We start from the raw sequence: 17,324 nt of genomic DNA, 5'->3' as shown, positions 1-17,324 counted from the left end.
CGAGGTCGCGCGGTCCGCTGCGCGGCGAGCAGAGCTTTCCGGGCCCAGCCCGGACGATCAGGTGCGGTGAGAGCGCACCGTGGTCGGACGTGCGTCACTCCGACGCCGAGCCGCACGGGCCGGGTGCCCGACACGGATCGGTCGCGGACCACCTGAAGACGGCGCACACCGGTCACGAGAGCACGACGACGGGGGCGTGGACGCCGCCCGTCACAACCGAAGAGTTCCCGCGGCCACAGCGGTCGCGGACAGAGTTCCCGCCGCCCGTCAGGGCGCGAGCGGGGTCAAGGAGTGCACCAGGACATGGTGGAGCAGAACACCGACAACACGAACAACGACGACACCACCCCGAAGCGTCGTGGTCGCCTGTTCGGCGGGCGTCGCGCCCGCTCGACCGGCCAGGAGGCCCGTGGTGACGTCGACCAGACGACGGACGTCGATGAGACGGTCGCGCTGACGGACGAGACGGCTGACGCTGCCTCGCCGGTCACCACCGTGGACGTCGACGGCACCGCGGTGCCGGTCGAGGTCGCCCCGGTCGCGGGCGGCTCGGACACCCCGGAGGCCGTCTCGACGGTGACGGGTGACCTGCCCGTGGTCGAGCAGCCCGAGGAGTCGGGCATCGGGGAGACCCGCACCGAGGAGTCGGGCACCGACGCTGCGACGGTCGCGGAGCCGAGCGCCGCCGCGGCGACCGGCGAGACGGATGCGCCCCGTGCCTCCCTGCCGTGGTCCGACGAGCCGGAGGGCGGCGAGCCGACCCCGGAGCCCGCCCCGGAGGTCGTCGTCCCGAAGGCGACGAGCACCCTCAGCCTGATCTTCCACGCGCCGGTCCTGCCGGAGCTGCCCGCGCGGTCCGCCCAGGACGACCGCTCCGACGAGGACGACGACGAGCAGGGCGCCGGCCGGCGCCGGTCGCGTCGCCGCGGCACCAGCGCCGACCGCGAGCAGCGCGGACCGCGCGACCACCTCGAGCCGCGTCGTCGCGAGCCCGAGCTCATCACCGAGCCGCAGCGCATCAAGGGCTCCACCCGACTCGAGGCGAAGAAGCAGCGTCGTCGGGACGGGCGTGACGCAGGCCGACGCCGCACGGTCGTGACCGAGGACGAGTTCCTCGCCCGTCGCGAGAGCGTCGACCGGCAGATGATCGTCCGGTCGAGCTCGTCGAAGATCGAGATCGGCGTGCTCGAGGACGGCATCCTCGCCGAGCACTACGTGACGAAGTCGCACAACGTGTCGCTCATCGGCAACGTGTACCTGGGCAAGGTGCAGAACGTGCTGCCCTCGATGGAGGCGGCCTTCGTCGACATCGGCCGCGGTCGGAACGCCGTGCTCTACGCGGGCGAGGTCGACTGGGCGTCGGTGGACACCGGCAACCACGGCCGTCGCATCGAGGCCGCGCTCAAGCCGGGCGACAAGGTGCTCGTGCAGGTCACGAAGGATCCGGTCGGCCACAAGGGCGCCCGTCTGACGAGCCAGGTCTCGCTGCCGGGTCGCTACCTGGTGTACGTGCCGAACGGCTCGATGAACGGCATCTCCCGCAAGCTCCCGGACACCGAGCGTGCCCGGCTGAAGAAGATCCTCAAGGAGATCCTCCCCGAGCGCGCTGGCGTCATCGTCCGCACCGCGGCCGAGGGCGCGACCGAGGAGCAGCTGACCCGCGACGTGCAGCGTCTGACGAACCAGTGGGAGGCGATCCAGAAGAAGGTCGCCGCCGGCCACGCGCCCGTGATGCTCCACTCGGAGCCGGACCTGCTCGTGAAGATCGTCCGTGACGTCTTCAACGAGGACTTCACGAAGCTGATCATCGACGGCGACGCCGCGCGCGGCACGATCGAGGAGTACCTCGACGCCGTCGCCCCGGACCTCAAGGACCGCGTCGAGGTCTACGACGGCCCGGACTCCTTCGAGGAGTACCGCCTGAACGAGCAGATCGAGAAGGCCCTCGACCGCAAGGTGTGGCTGCCCTCCGGTGGATCGCTCGTGATCGACCGCACCGAGGCCATGACGGTCGTCGACGTCAACACGGGGAAGTTCGTCGGCTCCGGCGGCAACCTCGAGGAGACCGTCACGAAGAACAACCTCGAGGCGGCCGAGGAGATCGTCCGGCAGCTCCGCCTGCGGGACATCGGCGGCATCATCGTCATCGACTTCATCGACATGGTGCTCGAGTCGAACCGGGACCTCGTGCTCCGTCGACTCGTCGAGTGTCTGAGCCGCGACCGGACGAAGCACCAGGTCGCCGAGGTCACGTCGCTCGGCCTCGTGCAGATGACCCGCAAGAAGATCGGCGTCGGGCTCCGCGAGTCCCTCGACGAGGTCAACGCCAAGGTCAACGACAACAACGCCGACCCGGGGCCGACCAAGGGCCGTCGCAAGAGCCGCAGCGGTTCGGGCAACGGCTCCACCGGCGGCAACGGTGGCGGGTCGAACGGCGGCAACGGGTCGAACGGCGGCGGTTCCTCGTCCGGCACCGGCTCGTCGCACGCGTCGCAGGCGCACCAGATCACCGAGGACGTCAAGAACGCCCTCTCGCGGATCGCTGCCTCGACGCTCCCGCACGACGAGCCGCTGACCGGCATCGCCGCCCCGGCGCGCGGTGCCGCGACGCCGGACGCCGCGTCGGAGACCCCGCTGTCGCCCGTCTCGACCGCGACGCCCGCCTCGGCTCCGGAGGAGTCCGAGCAGCGGAACGGCGACCAGCCCTCGGGCAAGCGTCGTCGTCGCCGCGGTGGCCGCGGTGGCAACGGTGGCTCGGCGCAGACCGAGTCGACCACCACCGAGTCGAGCAGCACCGAGTCGAGCAGCACGGACGCCTCCGCCGAGGCGCCCGCTGCAGCCCAGGAGTCGGTCGTGCAGCCAGCCGCTGCACCCGCGGAGTCCGAGCCCGCCGCCACGGAGCCGAAGGCCAAGGCCCCTGCTCGCCGCCGCGTCAGCTCGAGCGCGCCGGTGACCCCGACGGAGAACACCGTCGCGATCCTGGACATCCCGGTCGCGGTGACCCAGCGCACACCCCGCCCGGTCTCCGGCGACGCCGAGTCCCTGCTCGACTCCGTGCTGCAGGCGCTCCCGGAGCCGAAGCAGCCCGGCCAGGGCCGCTCGCGCTCGCGCCGGGTGTCCTCGCCGAGCATCAGCGCACCGGCGACGAAGGACGACGGCACGGACGGCGACGACGACGGCTCCGTGATCGTGGGGAACTGACGTGACGGGACCGGGGGAGCCGAGCGGGCAGCAGGACCGCGGGTACTACGGTGCGGGCTGGCAGCAGCCCGCGCCGTCGGCCCCGGCGCCGCAGGGCGGGTACGTCCCGCCGCTGACGCCCGCCCGGGGACCCCGGGACCGCGCCGAGGCCGACCCGCGTCGGGCCTTCGCCCCAGGGGCCTCGCTCGCGAACACCACGGGCGCGCTCATCGCGGTCGTCTCGATCGTGGTCGTCGAGTTCGTCTCGGGGGTCTTCGGGCTCCTCGGGACGTCGCTCGTCGTGCACCCCTTCACGACGTCCGGCACCGGGGCGAGCCTGATCGGCAGCTTCGTCTCCGGGGTCTTCGCGTCCCCGTTCCCGTTCTACGCCGGGGCCTTCCTGGCGCTGGCGTTCCTCACGCCGATCGCGCGCCGCAGCCCGCTGCCGACCGTGCTCCTGCGGGCCGTGCTCGCCGGGGCGGCCGGCACGGTGGCGCTCGCCCTCGTCGGCGTGTTCACCGGGCTGTACGCGGCGACGCGGACCGGCAGCGGTGTCCGACTCGTCACCGACGTGCTGACGGGGCCGCTGCAGAACGGGGTGCCGTTCACGCTCATGCTGCTCGGGACCGCGACGGTCGCGTGGCTCTGGACCGGTCGTCCCCGCGGCGGCCGTCGGGCCGCGTCGAACTCCGGCGGGCGTCCGGGGACCGTGCGGCCCGCCGACGCGGTACCCCCGGCGACCGTGCAGCCGCCGCCGCAGTACCAGCCGCAGTCGCACCGGCCGCAGGCGCCGCAGTACCAGCCGCCCGTCCAGCAGCAGCCCGGCGCCCAGGCGACGGACGGTCGCTGGGCGCCCCCGGCGCCGCGCTGACGCGACCAGCACTGACCCGACCCACGCTGCTCCGACCAGCGCTGACCCGACCAACGCTGATGCGAGTCGCGCCGGTGGTGCGCCGCGCGTCGGACCGGTGTCGTGCCTCCAGGCCGTCGACCCCGTCGTGCACGCAGCCCGCCGTCGTCAGCGCGCCCGCTTGTCCCGCTGCGCGACCCGCAAGCCGCTCCCGATGAGCCGGAGGACCAGCTCGCGGCCGGTCACGGCCGTCGCCCCCAGCGAGACGAGCTCGTCGTAGCGCGCGAGCGGCACGTCGTAGTGGTCGTGGTCGAACGCGCGGCGCGGGATCCCGGCCCGTTCGGCGAACGCGTGCAACTCGTCGTAGGATGCGTCACTGACGAGGTGCGACCAGACGGTGTCGTGGGCGGGCCACGTCGGCGGGTCGATCAACACGGTCACGCGTGCCATCGTACGTGTGTCGCCGTTTGACCGGACCCGTGGGCATCGAGTAAACTCGATCCCTGGTGTCAGCGGGCCGTTCTGCCTGCGTCGCCGATCGGGCCCGGCCTACCGGGAGCCGCTCGTGCAGAAGTGGGCACCCGAGACTTCCCTCAAGCAGAGTACGTAAGGATTTCCACGTGGTTTACGCAGTAGTGCGCGCCGGCGGCCGTCAGGAGAAGGTCGAGGTCGGCACGATCCTCACGATCGACCGTGCCAAGGCCGACGACAAGGGCAACATCGACCTCGCCCCGGTGCTCCTCGTGGACGGTGACAAGATCACCTCGGCGGCTTCCGAGCTCGCCAACGTGACCGTCACCGCCGAGGTGCTCGAGGACCTCCGCGGTCCGAAGGTCGTCATCCAGAAGTTCAAGAACAAGACCGGGTACAAGAAGCGCCAGGGCTTCCGCGCTGAGCTCACCCGCGTCAAGATCACCTCGATCGCTTAAGGCGGGAGTAGAAGATGGCACACAAGAAGGGTGCGAGCTCCACTCGCAACGGTCGTGACTCGAACGCACAGCGCCTCGGCGTGAAGCGCTTCGGTGGACAGGTCGTCAACGCCGGCGAGATCATCCTGCGCCAGCGCGGCACCCACTTCCACCCGGGCGCCAACGTCGGCCGTGGTGGCGACGACACGCTGTTCGCCCTCTCGGCCGGTGCGGTCGAGTTCGGCACCAAGGGCGGCCGCAAGGTCGTCAACATCGTCAACGCGTAACACCGCGACGATCTGACTCTGCGGGAGGGGCGGGCCACGTGCCCGCCCCTCCCGTTCTTCGTTCTGCAGTACCTAGGAGTGGACCCATGGCGACCTTCGTCGACCGAGTGACCCTGCACCTCAGCGCGGGCAACGGTGGCAACGGCTGCGTGTCGGTCCGCCGTGAGAAGTTCAAGCCCCTCGCCGGACCCGACGGCGGCAACGGTGGTGACGGTGGCGACATCGTCCTCGTCGCCGACCCGCAGGTGACGACCCTGCTCGGCTACCACCGCTCGCCGCACCGTTCCTCGAGGAACGGCCAGCCCGGCATGGGCGACATGCGCAGCGGTGTGAGCGGCGAGACGCTCGAGCTCCCCGTCCCGATCGGCACGGTCGTGCACGACGAGGACGGCGAGGTGCTCGCCGACATGACCGAGCCGGGCATGCGCGTCGTCGTGGCCCCCGGTGGGCAGGGCGGTCTCGGCAACGCCGCGCTCGCGACCACGAAGCGCAAGGCCCCTGGCTTCGCGCTCCTCGGCACCCCCGGGTGGGAGGGCGACGTCAGCCTCGAGTTGAAGACCATCGCCGACGTGGCCCTGGTCGGGTTCCCGAGTGCCGGCAAGTCCTCGCTCATCGCCGCGATCTCCGCCGCGAAGCCGAAGATCGCGGACTACCCGTTCACCACGCTTGTCCCGAACCTCGGCGTCGTCGAGTCGGGGGAGTCGCGCTTCACGGTCGCCGACGTCCCCGGCCTGATCGAGGGTGCCTCGGAGGGCAAGGGCCTCGGTCTCGAGTTCCTCCGTCACGTCGAGCGCTGCGAGGCGCTCCTGCACGTCATCGACTGCGCGACGCTCGACCCGGGTCGCGACCCGATCAGCGACCTCGACGTCATCCTCGGGGAGCTCGAGCGCTACCCGGTGCCCGAGGGGCAGACGCCCCTGCTCGAGCGCCCGCAGCTGGTCGCGCTGAACAAGGTCGACGTGCCCGAGGCCGCCGAGCTCGCGGAGTTCGTCACCGCCGAGCTCGAGTCCCGCGGCTACCGCGTGTTCCCGATCTCCACGGCCTCGCGCGCCGGGCTCCGCGAGCTGACGTTCGCGCTGGCCGACGTCGTCGAGCAGGCCCGTGCCGCCCGTCCGGCCGCGCCCGAGCAGGAGCGCATCGTGCTCCGCCCGAAGGCCGTCGACGAGAAGCCCTTCACCGTGCGTGCGGAGGGCGGTGAGGAGCACCGTTTCTACCGCGTCCGTGGCGCGAAGCCGGAGCGCTGGGTCGTGCAGACGGACTTCACCAACGAAGAGGCGATCGGCTACCTGGCCGACCGGCTCGCGAAGCTCGGTGTCGAGGACGGCCTGTTCAAGGCCGGTGCCGTCGCCGGGTCCACCGTCGTCATCGGTGGCGACGGTGGCATGGTGTTCGACTGGGAGCCGACGCTCACCTCGACCGCGGAGCTCATCACGAGTGCCCGCGGCACCGACGCCCGCGTCGGTGGTTCCTCGCGGCCGACCCGCAACGAACGGCGCGAGGAGTACTTCGAGCGCATGGACGCCAAGGCCGCCGCCCGCGCCGAGCTCGAGCAGGAGCGCGTCTCGGGTCTCTGGGCCGACGACGACGAGGACTGATCCCGGCATGACCGAAACGACCGCGCGCACCGACCTCGGCCCCGTCGCCGGGCGGCAGGACATCCCGCGTGCGCGGCGTCTCGTGGTGAAGGTCGGGTCGTCCTCGGTCAGCGGGGAGAACACGGCGCAGATCGCCGCCCTGGTCGACGCCCTGGCCGCGGCGCACGCCCGCGGGACCGAGGTGGTGCTGGTGTCCTCCGGCGCCATCGCCACCGGCTTCCCGTTCCTCGGGCTCGAAGGACGCCCCGACGACCTCGCGACCCAGCAGGCCGCGGCGGCGACCGGGCAGAACGTGCTGATGTTCCGGTACCAGAAGGAACTCGACCGGCACGGGGTGATCGCGGCGCAGATCCTGCTCACCGCGGGTGACCTGCAGAACCCCACCCACCGGGTGAACGCGCAGCGGGCCGTCGACCGGCTCCTCGCGCTCCGGGTGCTGCCGATCGTGAACGAGAACGACACCGTCGCGACCCACGAGATCCGGTTCGGCGACAACGACCGGCTCGCGGCGCTCGTCGCCCGCCTGCTCGGTGCGGAGGCCCTGGTGCTGCTGTCAGACGTCGAGTCGCTCTACACGCGTCCGCCGGAGCACCCCGACGCCGAGCCGATCGACGAGGTCCCGTTCGGCGACGAACTCGCCGGAGTGACCTTCGGCTCGATCGGCAAGGCCGGCGTGGGCACCGGGGGAGCGGGGACGAAGGTCGCCGCTGCGCGGCTCGCGGCCGAGGCCGGGACCGCCGTCCTCGTGACGGCGACGGCGCTCGTCGACCGGGCGCTGTCCGGCGAGCAGGTCGGCACGTGGTTCCACGCGGGGCCGCGTCCGTAGGTCGGTCCGGCCCGGCGTCGATCGGGCAGACCGGACGGGAGGCGCGGGTCACCCCGCGCGTGACGGGTCGCGTCACCGGCGTGTCACGGGGGCAGGGGCCGCACTACGATCGTCCCATGTCGCTGACCGCAGCCGCCCCGACCCTGACCGACAAGCTCGTCGCCGCCCGCGCCGCGTCGTCGGCGCTCGCGACCGCGACGACCTCGGTCAAGGACCGCGCGCTGCGCGCGGTCGCGGAGGCGCTCCGTGCCGGGACGGCGGACATCGTCGCGGCGAACCACGGCGACCTCGTGGCGGGCGAGGCGGACGGGCTGTCGTCGGGCCTGCTCGACCGGCTCCGGCTCGACCCGGACCGCATCGAGGCGCTGGCCGCCGCGGTCGAGCACGTCGTCGGGCTGACCGACCCGGTGGGGGAGCAGGTCCGCGGGTCGCGGCTCCCGAACGGGCTGCAGCTGTCCCAGGTCCGCGTGCCGTTCGGTGTCGTCGGCGCGATCTACGAGGCCCGACCGAACGTGACGGTCGACATCGCGGCGCTCGCGCTGAAGAGCGGCAACGCGGTCGTGCTCCGTGGCGGTTCGGCGGCGCTCCGGACGAACGCGGTCCTGGTCGAGCGCATCCGGCAGGCCGTGTCGTCGGTGGGGCTGCCCGCCGACCTGGTCCAGACGATCGACGAGTTCGGGCGGCCCGGCGCCACCGAACTGATGCGCGCACGGGGGCTCGTCGACGTGCTCGTGCCCCGGGGCAGCGCGTCGCTCATCCAGACCGTCGTCACCGAGTCGACCGTCCCCGTGATCGAGACCGGCGCCGGGGTGGTGCACGTGTTCCTCGACGCCTCGGCACCCGAGGGCCGCGCGGTGGACATCGTCCTGAACAGCAAGGTGCAGCGCCCCAGCGTGTGCAACGCGCTCGAGACCCTGCTCGTGCACGAGGGAGCGGCCGATCGACTGCTGCCCGTGCTGGCCGACCGACTCCGTGCCGCCGGGGTCACGCTCCGCGGTGACGACGCCACGCGGACGATCGTGCCCGGTGTCCTCCGGGCGACCGAGGCCGACTGGGCGACCGAGTCGATGGACCTCGACCTGTCGATCCGGGTCGTCGCCGACGTCGACGAGGCGATGGCGCACATCGCGCGGTGGTCGACGCACCACACCGAGTCGATCGTGACCGACGACGTCGACACTGCCGAGCGCTTCCTCGCCGAGGTCGACTCGGCCGTGGTGATGGTCAACGCCTCGACGCGGTTCACCGACGGCGGGGAGTTCGGCTTCGGCGCCGAGGTCGGGATCTCCACCCAGAAACTGCACGCTCGCGGGCCGATGGGCCTGCCCGAGCTCACGAGCACCAAGTGGATCGTGCGCGGCCAGGGACAGATCCGCGGCTAGACTGAGCGGCGTCTTCCCACCCGACCGAACGGAGCACCGGACCGATGACCTTCCTCGCTGCAGCTGCAGAGACCTCCTCCGGGGTGCCCGCGTTCGTGTTCCCGCTCTGCGGGGCGCTGTTCTTCACGTTCCTCGGCTTCGTCACCTGGAGCTTCCGCGACGTCGCGTACCGTCACTCGCACAAGTTCGAGGCCACCCGCCACGACGAGACGGGTGTCGACGAGTTCGGTCACACCAAGCACTGACCCCCGGCTCGATGCTCGAGAGCACGGGGCGCCCACGCATCGGCGTGATGGGCGGCACGTTCGACCCGATCCACCACGGGCACCTCGTGGCGGCGTCGGAAGTCGCGCGCGCCTTCGACCTCGACGAGGTCGTCTTCGTCCCGACCGGTCAGCCGTACATGAAGTCCGACGTGACGGACGCCGAGCACCGGTACCTCATGACGGTCGTGGCCACCGCGTCCAACCCGATGTTCACCGTGAGTCGTGTGGACATCGACCGCCCGGGGCCGACGTACACGGTCGACACGCTCCGTGACCTGCACGAACAGCGACCGGACGCGCAGCTCGTCTTCATCTCGGGCGCAGACGCCGTTCAGCAGATCCTCGACTGGAAGGACCACGATGGTCTCTGGGACCTCGCGCACTTCGTCGCGGTCACACGCCCGGGTCACGACCTGAGCATCACCGGGCTGCCGGAACGCGACGTAAGCTTGCTCGAAGTCCCCGCGCTGGCGATATCGTCCACCGACTGCCGCGACCGGGTCAGGCGCGGGTTCCCCGTGTGGTACTTGGTCCCCGACGGCGTCGTCCAGTACATCTCCAAGCACCATCTGTATCGGAGCGTTGCATGAGTTCGTCCGACGCGCAGCCGCCACTGTCGCGACGCCAGGCGCGCGAGCGGGAGCGTGCCGCCGCAGCGGGTTCGCAGCCCGTCACGCCTCCGCCGACCGTCGCCGCCCCCGACCGGACCGAGGAGGCTCGGCGTCGGCCCGGCTCGCACGTGGCCCCGTCGTTGAACGGTCCTGCCCAGCGACCGGTCCCGTCGGCGCCGGACTCGTCCGTTCCGTCCGCGCCGAACTCCTCCGTCCCGTCGGCGCCGATCGCTCCTGCGCCCGGGGGTTCCGCGCCGGTCCCGTCGGTGCCCGTGACCAGCGTGCCCGTGACGTCGGCGCCGGCGTCGGCGACCGAGATCGTCCCCGGGACCGGCGGCATGACCCGCCGGCAGCTCCGGCTCCTGCGCGAGGCCGAGGGCCAGGCCGTCCAGCCCGTCCCGCTCCGTGCACCGACCCCGCAGTCGTCGGACCGGACCGTGCAGGACGTCATCGGGTCGGTCGACACCCTCGACCGCGGTGCCGACGGCGGACGTCCGCCCGGCTCGGCGCCGCAGCCCGCCGTCGTGCCGTCCGACGGCCGCCGTGACGAGGAGTCCGCGACGGATCAGGTCGCCGAACCCGAACCCGAGTCCGACGTCCTGGACGACGCCGCGATCGCGCAGGCGACCGAGGCGGACGGCTCCCCGGACGCGATCGAACCCCTCAGCGAGGCCGCCGCGCACGCCGAGGAACCCCGACGTCACCGGTCCACCTGGGCCGCGCACGACGACGAGACCCCTGCCGAGGACGGGTCGGTCGACGCCGCGCCCACCGCTGCGCCGCTGCCCGGGGCCCCCGCCGTCCCGGTCGTGCCGTCGTCCGCGACCCCCGGGGTCTTCCCGCTGTCGCTCGACGACGACACGAACGAGGTCCCGGTCCAGCAGTCGGCCGCCACGAGCGACCCCGACGACGAGCTCGACGCCCCGGCCGTCCCCGACGCGTTCCGTCGGCCGGTCGAGCCGAAGCCCGTGACGACGGCGTTCGCCCCGCCGACCGGACACTGGTCGCAGCTCGCGCACGACTCGAACGACGCCGAGGTCCACGACGAGGAGACCGGCACCCGCCGCGTCGCCGTGCACAACACGAACTCGATCGTCCTGCCCGACTCGGCCCTCGCGGACCCCACCGGTGCGCTGAACGCCACCGGCGAGGTCATCCTCACCGGGTCGATCGACCTGCCGGCGTCGCTGTCGTCGACCGGGTCGCACCGGCCGATCGACGGGGCCGAGGTCGACCGTCTGCTCGAGCAGCACGACGAGCAGCCCGAGACGGACGCCAGCCCGGTCCGGGCCAGCCGTGCGATCTCCAGCCACACGTCGACGCGCCAGGTCGTCCTCGCGGCCGCGAAGCCCAAGGAGTCCCGCACGCCGGTGATCCTCGGCGTGACCGTGGGGGCCGTCGGCGTCGCAGCGGCGGCCGTGATCATCGTCGCGCTCGTCACCACGCACATGGGCGGCTGACCCGGCCGCCACCGTCCCGATCACCCACCCCGCTGCCCGGCCTGGCCGGTGTCGGCGGGGTGGCCTATGATCGGGTCCCATCACCGGGGCCCGCGCACCGCGGGTCCGACCGACCGGAAGGACTCCGTGACCGCCTCCCCACGCGCACTGGAACTCGTACAGCTCGCGGCCACCGCGGCCGACGACAAGCAGGCAGAGGACCTCGTCGCCCTCGACGTGACCGGACCACTGCAGCTCACCGACGTGTTCCTGCTCGCGACCGGCCGGAACGAGCGCAACGTGCTCGCCATCGCCGACGAGGTCGAGGACCGCCTGATCCAGGCCGGTGCCAAGCCCCTCCGTCGCGAAGGACGGACCGAGGGCCGCTGGGTCCTCATCGACTTCGGCGACATCGTCGTGCACGTCTTCCACGAGGAAGACCGTCAGTACTACTCGCTCGAGCGTCTCTGGTCGGACTGCCCGACCATCCCGCTCGAGCTGTCGGTCGACCAGACCGCGGCCGCCGACCAGTCGGTCTGAGCGCCGCCCGCTCGCGACGCGCCCGGGTGACGAGGCCGATTTCGTCACCCGGCGTTCGCGTGGTGTACGCTTCCATGGTGCCTCCGGGAACGGGGACACGGAACACAGCAACACCCGTACGGGTCTGTGGCGCAGCTGGTAGCGCACCTGCATGGCATGCAGGGGGTCAGGGGTTCGAGTCCCCTCAGATCCACCCGAACACAACACGGAACAACCCCGTCGCTCACGAGCGACGGGGTTGTTCCGTTCCCGCCACCCGTGCCCGTGCCCGAGGGCGTCCGGCGGCCCCACTACGCTGTTGCGCATGAGCAACGACGCGCCCCTGTCCGGATCCGCCCTGACGATCACCGCAGCCGGCTACACGGCCGAGATCGCCTCGGTTGGGGCGTCGCTCCGCACCCTCCGGTACGCGGGCCGCGACCTGGTCGTGCCGTTCGACGCCGACGAGGTCCGCCCGGCCTTCCGCGGCGCCGTCCTCGCACCGTGGCCGAACCGGGTCGTCGACGGTCGCTACACGTTCGGCGGCCAGGAGCACGAGCTCGCCCTGACCGAGCCGAAGCGGCACCACGCCCTGCACGGTCTCGTCGCGTGGACCGACTTCCGCACGGTGTCCCACGAGCCCGACCGGGCCGTCCTCGCCACCACGGTGGCCGCCCAGGAGGGCTACCCCTTCCGCGTGGAGGTCCTCGTCGCGTTCCACCTCGACGCAGACGGGCTCCACACCACGATCACGGGGACGAACACCGGCGGCGCCGCAGCGCCGTGGGGGACCGGACCGCACCCGTACCTGGTCGGTGGGGCCGGCCGGGTGGACGACTGGACCCTGACGCTGCCCGCGGCCCGGGTGCTCGAGGTGACCGAGGACCGCCTCGTCCCGACCGGCCTCGCGGACGTGCACGACGCCTTCGACCTCCGCACCCCCACGCCCATCGGTGACCGGTTCATCGACCACGCCTACACGGACTTCGACCGCGACGACGCCGGCACCGCCACCATCGTGCTCACCGCCGCCGACGGGCACGGGGTCCGCGTCGCGTTCGGTCCGGAGTGCCCGTGGGTCCAGGTCCACACGGCCGACCACGTCGTGCCCGAGTACCACCGCGCCGGCCTGGCCGTCGAGCCGATGACCTGTGCCCCCGACGCGTTCAACGCCGGCGCGGACGCGGGCCTCGTCGTGCTCGAGCCCGGTGCGTCCCACGCCGCCTCGTGGACGATCGCGGCGGTCTGACCGGAGCGCGGATCGTCGTCCGTCGGCTGACCGACGGTACGGGCACCGCGCCGGACCTCGGGGCGATGTGCGCCGCGACCCCGGCGGACGTCGTCTGGCTCGACTCGGCACTGCCGGCCGGTGCGCCGGACACCGCCCACGAGCGCGCCCGCTGGTCGGTGGTCGCGTGCACGGACGGGCCGTTCGCGACGCGCTTCCGGCACGAGGACCGGCTCGCCCGGATCACCGTCAGCCCGGCCGCCGAGCGCTGGTTCGACGGGACCCGGACCGAGGACCGACCCGCCTTCGCGGTGCTCGCCGACCTGCTCGACCGGACGCCGCGGCTCGGCGCCCCGGTGGGCGGCTGCGGCTTCGCGCTCGGCTGGGTCGGGTTCCTCGGCCACGAGCTCGGCCGCGAGGTCGACGGCCCCGACCGGACCGCCGACGGCCACGCCGACGCCGACCTGCGGTTCGTCGACCGGGCGGTCGTCGTCGATGCGCGCGGTGGCGCGTGGGCCCTCGCGCTCGTCGACCTGGCGGAGGCGGCGGCCAGCGCGGCGAACCGGGCGTGGCTCGACGCGGTGCCGGTGCCGGTGCCGGTGCCGGTCCCGACGACCGCAGCGGGACCGGCGGACGCCGCCACGATCCTCCTGTCCGGCACGGCGACCGGCCGCGTCCCGCGCGCCGCGTACGAGACGGCGGTCGAGGTCTGCCGTGCGGAGATCCGCGAGGGCAACGCGTTCCAGGTCTGCCTCACCACCGCCTTCGCGGTCGGCCTGGAGGCGCGGGTCGGGTCCGGCACGGACCCGCACCTGGACGAGTACCTGCGGCTGCGTGCCGTCGACCCCGTCCCGTTCGGCGCCTACCTGCGACTCGGCCCGCTGCGGGTCGCGAGCCGGTCCCCGGAGCGGTTCCTGCGCATCGAGGCGACCGGGCGCGTGGTCGCGGAACCCATCAAGGGGACCCGTCCGCGCGACCCCGACCCGGAGCGGGACCTGGCCGTGCGGACCGGGCTCGCGGCGAGTGCGAAGGACCGCGCCGAGAACGTGATGATCGTCGACCTGCTCCGGAACGACCTGCTGCGTTCGGCGCGGCCGGGGTCGGTCCGGGTGGAGCGCCTGTGCGACGTCGAGACGTACGCGAGCGTGCACCAGCTGGTGTCGACGGTCACGGCGGTGCTGCCGGACGGGACGTCACGGGCCGAGGTCGTGCGCGCGGCCTTCCCGCCTGGGTCGATGACGGGCGCGCCGAAGCCGAGCGCGTCGGCGATCGCGGACCGGCTCGAAGGGGCGCCGCGCGGGGTGTACTCGGGGGCGATCGGGTACTTCTCGGCGGACGGCTCGGTCGACCTGTCGGTGGCCATCCGCACACTGGTGACGGTCCTCGACGACGCGGGCGCGGTGCGGACGAGGACGTTCGGGGCCGGGGGTGCGGTGACGTGGTCCTCGGTGGCGGCGGACGAGGCGGACGAGGTCGAGGCGAAGACGCGGTCGGTGTTCGGCGGGCTGGGGATCGTCGGGCGCTGGTAGGGGCGCGGGCGCGGCGGGCGTGCGCGTACGGGTGCGTACGCGTGTGCCGGGCGGGTGCGTACGCGTGTGCGCGGGCTGGTACGTGCGTGCGCGCAGGTGCACTCGGCGTGTCGAACGGGTGTTCGATCCGGTTGTCCACCGGATGTCGGACCCGGTTGACATTATCGAACACATGTTCGAATATGAGGGCATGCAGACGGCGGCGGCACTCCGGTCGCCCGGGTCCCCGCGGCAACGCCGGCGGGAGTCGACCGGGCCCGCCGGTGCTGCTCGCCCGAGCCGTGTCGACCACCTCGGGGATGCTCGTGCGGCGCTCGACCGCATCACCGCGCTGCGCTCCCGGGTCGCCGAGATGGAAGCCCCCCGGGTCGACGTGCAGGGCCTGCCCACCGCGTCGGCGCTGCAGCCCCTGCTGCCGGGCGGTGCGATCCGTGTCGGCGGTTCCTACGCCGTGCAGGAGTCGGTGCTGCTCGCGATGACCATGCTGCAGGCGGCCTCGGCCGAGGGGGCCTGGTGTGCCGTGGTGGGCGTGCCGTCCCTCGGGGTCGAGGCCGCGGCCGCGATGGGGATCGACCTCGAACGCCTCGTGCTCGTCCCCGACCCGGGTGACCAGTGGCTCACCGTGACCGCAGCGCTCGTCGACGTCGCGCAGGTCGTCCTCACCCGGCCGCTCGGGCGCGTGGTGCCCGGTGACGTCTCCCGGCTGGGTGCCCGGCTCCGCCAGCGCGGCGGGGCGCTCGTCGCGCTGGGGGCCTGGCCGGGCGCGGACGTCACGCTCCGGGTGACCGACTCGGTGTGGAGCGGCATCGGCGACGGACACGGACACCTGACCGAGCGTCGGGCCACCGTCACGGCCTCGGGACGCGCGGGGGCCGGACGTCCGGTCAGCGCCGACCTGCTCCTGCCGGCGGCGGACGGCGCGGTGCGTGCTGCCGATCCGCTGGCGGCGGCCGGGGCGTCCGACACGCGGGTGCTCCGCCCGGTGGCGGTGGCCTCGTGAGTCCGCGCGGCGGCGGGCGCACCCGGACGACCGGACCGCGCGTGGCGGTGCGGGGGAGCGGTGTGCCCGGACCCGCGACCGTCCGGGCCGACGCCGTCGCCCGCGGCGGGGCCCTGCCGGAGCCCCCGCCCACCCGGACGGTCGTGCTGTGGTGCCCGGACTGGCCGGTGATCGCCGCCGCACGGGCAGCGGGGACACCACCGGACCAGCCGTTCGCCCTGGTGGTGCACGGGCAGGTCTTCGCGAGCTCCGCCGCTGCTCGGCAGCAGGGGGTGGTCCGCGGGCTGCGGGTGCGCGAGGCGCAGGCACGCTGCCCGGAGCTCGTGGTGCAGCCGTACGACGACGCGCTCGACCACCGGGCGTTCGAACCGGTGATCCGCGCGATCGAGGCGGCCGTCCCCGGGGTCGAGGTCCTGCGACCAGGCACGGTGGCCCTGCGCTCCCGCGGCCCGGCGCGGTACTACGGCGGCGAACGTGCGGCGGCCGCGACGCTCGCGGGCATCGCGGCCGACCACGGGGCGCCCGGGGTGCGTGCCGGGGTCGCCGACACCCCGTTCGCCGCGGAGCAGGCCGCCCGGGCACGCCCGGTGCGCCCCGGCGAACGCGTGCGGATCGTGCCCGTCGGGGGATCCTCGGACTTCCTGGCCGACCTGCCGCTCGGGGTGCTCGGCGACCCCGACCTGGCGATGGTGCTCGGGCGGCTCGGCATCGCGACGCTCGGGGAGTTCGCGACACTCGGCGACGAGCAGGTGCGTGACCGGTTCGGGGTCGCCGGCGCTTTCCTGCACCGGCTCGCGGGCGGCCGCGACCCGCGCGAGGTCGCCTCGCGCGCGGTGCCCCCCGAGCTCCGGGTCGAGGCGTCGTTCGAACCGCCGCTCGACCGCGCCGACCAGGTCGCGTTCGCGTTCCGACGGTCGGCGGACGACTTCGCCGCGCGGCTGCGGTCCGCGGGGCTCGTGGCGACGACGATCCGGGTCGGCATCGTCGACGAGCGCGACCTGTTGCTCGAGCGGACCTGGGTGCACCCCCGCTGGTTCGACGCGGCCGACGTGGTCGACCGGGTGCGGTGGCAGCTCGCCGGCGGGGTCGACCCCTCGGGACTCGAGGCACCGGTGGTGCAGGTCGTGCTCGAACCGGTCGCGGTGGACGACGCCGCGAACCACGAGCGTGGGCTGTGGGGGACCGGTCCCGACGAACGCGTGCACCACGCCCTGGCCCGCGTGCAGGGGCTCGTCGGGCACGACGGGGTCGTCACACCGCGGATCGGCGGGGGCCGCACGCTGGCCGAGCGCGTCGTGCTCGTGCCGTGGGGCGACGCGCCGGCCGGGGGCGAGCGTGCCCTGGCGACCGTCCGTGACCGTCCCTGGCCCGGCAGGCTCCCGGGACCGCCACCGGCGACCGTGCTCGAACGACCGCGCCCGGTCGACGTCGTCACGGCGGACGGCGGCACCGTCGACGTGGACGACCGCGGGGCGCTGACCGGAGCCCCGGAGCGGTTCCGGGCCGACGGGGAGCGCGGCGGCGGCTTCGCGTCGGTGACGGCGTGGGCGGGACCGTGGCCGCTCGTCGTGCGCTGGTGGGAGTCGGGCGGTCGTCGACTGCACCGTCTGCAGCTCGTCGACGAGGGCGGCCGGGCGTGGTACCTGGTGCTCGCCGACCACCGCTGGTGGGCCGAGGCGGTCGCGACGTGACGGAAGGTACCTG

16 protein-coding genes and 1 tRNA gene are annotated in these 17,324 nt (G+C 73.4%); 16 read left to right on the top strand and 1 reads right to left on the bottom strand.

Annotated features, from left to right (window positions below):
- Positions 1-303 precede the first annotated feature (303 nt).
- Both HUN58_RS17900 and HUN58_RS17895 read left to right on the top strand, forming a co-directional pair.
- Positions 304-3,201 (top strand): Rne/Rng family ribonuclease, encoded by a 2,898-nt coding sequence (locus tag HUN58_RS17900; protein WP_180225511.1) that lies wholly within the window; start codon positions 304-306, stop codon positions 3,199-3,201.
- 1 nt (position 3,202) lies between these two features.
- Positions 3,203-4,051, top strand: coding sequence for a hypothetical protein (locus HUN58_RS17895; protein ID WP_180225510.1), 849 nt, complete (start codon positions 3,203-3,205; stop codon positions 4,049-4,051).
- Positions 4,052-4,198: 147 nt separating this feature from the next.
- Here HUN58_RS17895 and HUN58_RS17890 read toward each other — a convergent pair whose 3' ends face one another.
- On the bottom strand, positions 4,199-4,471 hold the full coding sequence (locus HUN58_RS17890) for a DUF4031 domain-containing protein (protein ID WP_058741654.1): 273 nt from the start codon (positions 4,469-4,471) through the stop codon (positions 4,199-4,201).
- Between the two features lie 179 nt (positions 4,472-4,650).
- Between HUN58_RS17890 and rplU the strand changes: the two genes are divergently transcribed.
- From rplU to HUN58_RS17820, 14 genes are all read left to right on the top strand, one after another.
- Positions 4,651-4,959: a 50S ribosomal protein L21 gene (gene rplU / locus HUN58_RS17885; RefSeq protein ID WP_058741645.1), complete on the top strand. Its 309-nt coding sequence runs from the start codon at positions 4,651-4,653 to the stop codon at positions 4,957-4,959.
- A 14-nt stretch (positions 4,960-4,973) separates the two neighbouring features.
- Entirely contained in the window at positions 4,974-5,225 is a 252-nt protein-coding gene (gene rpmA, locus HUN58_RS17880; protein WP_058741646.1) for a 50S ribosomal protein L27, read from the top strand.
- Between the two features lie 86 nt (positions 5,226-5,311).
- Positions 5,312-6,820 (top strand): GTPase ObgE, encoded by a 1,509-nt coding sequence (gene obgE, locus HUN58_RS17875; RefSeq protein WP_058741647.1) that lies wholly within the window; start codon positions 5,312-5,314, stop codon positions 6,818-6,820.
- A gap of 7 nt (positions 6,821-6,827) precedes the next feature.
- Positions 6,828-7,646 carry a glutamate 5-kinase gene (gene proB / locus HUN58_RS17870; protein ID WP_114849071.1) on the top strand — a complete coding sequence of 273 codons (819 nt, stop codon included), beginning with the start codon at positions 6,828-6,830 and terminating at the stop codon, positions 7,644-7,646.
- 116 nt (positions 7,647-7,762) lie between these two features.
- A complete protein-coding gene (locus tag HUN58_RS17865; protein WP_180225509.1) occupies positions 7,763-9,028 on the top strand; it encodes a glutamate-5-semialdehyde dehydrogenase in 1,266 nt (421 codons plus the stop codon).
- A 44-nt stretch (positions 9,029-9,072) separates the two neighbouring features.
- Complete coding sequence (locus HUN58_RS17860; RefSeq protein WP_058741649.1) at positions 9,073-9,273, top strand: hypothetical protein; 201 nt, start codon at positions 9,073-9,075, stop codon at positions 9,271-9,273.
- Between the two features lie 11 nt (positions 9,274-9,284).
- A complete protein-coding gene (nadD, locus tag HUN58_RS17855; protein ID WP_083519913.1) occupies positions 9,285-9,884 on the top strand; it encodes a nicotinate-nucleotide adenylyltransferase in 600 nt (199 codons plus the stop codon).
- A gap of 293 nt (positions 9,885-10,177) precedes the next feature.
- Positions 10,178-11,365, top strand: a complete 1,188-nt coding sequence (locus tag HUN58_RS17850; protein ID WP_147281387.1) for a hypothetical protein — start codon at positions 10,178-10,180, stop codon at positions 11,363-11,365.
- A gap of 126 nt (positions 11,366-11,491) precedes the next feature.
- Positions 11,492-11,884 carry a ribosome silencing factor gene (gene rsfS, locus HUN58_RS17845; RefSeq protein WP_114849200.1) on the top strand — a complete coding sequence of 131 codons (393 nt, stop codon included), beginning with the start codon at positions 11,492-11,494 and terminating at the stop codon, positions 11,882-11,884.
- A 120-nt stretch (positions 11,885-12,004) separates the two neighbouring features.
- A tRNA-Ala gene (locus tag HUN58_RS17840) sits at positions 12,005-12,077 on the top strand.
- 111 nt (positions 12,078-12,188) lie between these two features.
- Entirely contained in the window at positions 12,189-13,112 is a 924-nt protein-coding gene (locus HUN58_RS17835) for an aldose 1-epimerase family protein (RefSeq protein WP_114849074.1), read from the top strand.
- The gene (locus HUN58_RS17830) at positions 13,091-14,620 is read left to right on the top strand and encodes an anthranilate synthase component I family protein (RefSeq protein ID WP_180225508.1); all 1,530 of its coding nucleotides are present in this window, start codon (positions 13,091-13,093) and stop codon (positions 14,618-14,620) included. Before HUN58_RS17835 ends, HUN58_RS17830 begins: the two co-directional genes overlap by 22 nt.
- A gap of 172 nt (positions 14,621-14,792) precedes the next feature.
- On the top strand, positions 14,793-15,620 hold the full coding sequence (locus tag HUN58_RS17825; protein WP_254631537.1) for a hypothetical protein: 828 nt from the start codon (positions 14,793-14,795) through the stop codon (positions 15,618-15,620).
- Positions 15,621-15,682: 62 nt separating this feature from the next.
- Positions 15,683-17,311, top strand: a complete 1,629-nt coding sequence (locus tag HUN58_RS17820) for a DNA polymerase Y family protein (RefSeq protein WP_141860753.1) — start codon at positions 15,683-15,685, stop codon at positions 17,309-17,311.
- Positions 17,312-17,324 lie beyond the last annotated feature (13 nt).

It is taken from the genome of Curtobacterium sp. Csp1, from assembly GCF_013347185.1.
The sequence above is the reverse complement of the archived record's forward strand: the minus strand, read 5'-3'. Positions and strand labels throughout refer to the sequence as shown.

Coding starts and splice junctions, on each gene's coding strand:
- HUN58_RS17900 (WP_180225511.1), top strand. CDS start 304: ATGGTGGAGCAGAACACCGACAACACGAACAACGACGACACCACCCCG.
- rpmA (WP_058741646.1), top strand. CDS start 4,974: ATGGCACACAAGAAGGGTGCGAGCTCCACTCGCAACGGTCGTGACTCG.
- obgE (WP_058741647.1), top strand. CDS start 5,312: ATGGCGACCTTCGTCGACCGAGTGACCCTGCACCTCAGCGCGGGCAAC.
- proB (WP_114849071.1), top strand. CDS start 6,828: ATGACCGAAACGACCGCGCGCACCGACCTCGGCCCCGTCGCCGGGCGG.
- HUN58_RS17865 (WP_180225509.1), top strand. CDS start 7,763: ATGTCGCTGACCGCAGCCGCCCCGACCCTGACCGACAAGCTCGTCGCC.
- HUN58_RS17860 (WP_058741649.1), top strand. CDS start 9,073: ATGACCTTCCTCGCTGCAGCTGCAGAGACCTCCTCCGGGGTGCCCGCG.
- nadD (WP_083519913.1), top strand. CDS start 9,285: ATGCTCGAGAGCACGGGGCGCCCACGCATCGGCGTGATGGGCGGCACG.
- HUN58_RS17835 (WP_114849074.1), top strand. CDS start 12,189: ATGAGCAACGACGCGCCCCTGTCCGGATCCGCCCTGACGATCACCGCA.
- HUN58_RS17825 (WP_254631537.1), top strand. CDS start 14,793: ATGTTCGAATATGAGGGCATGCAGACGGCGGCGGCACTCCGGTCGCCC.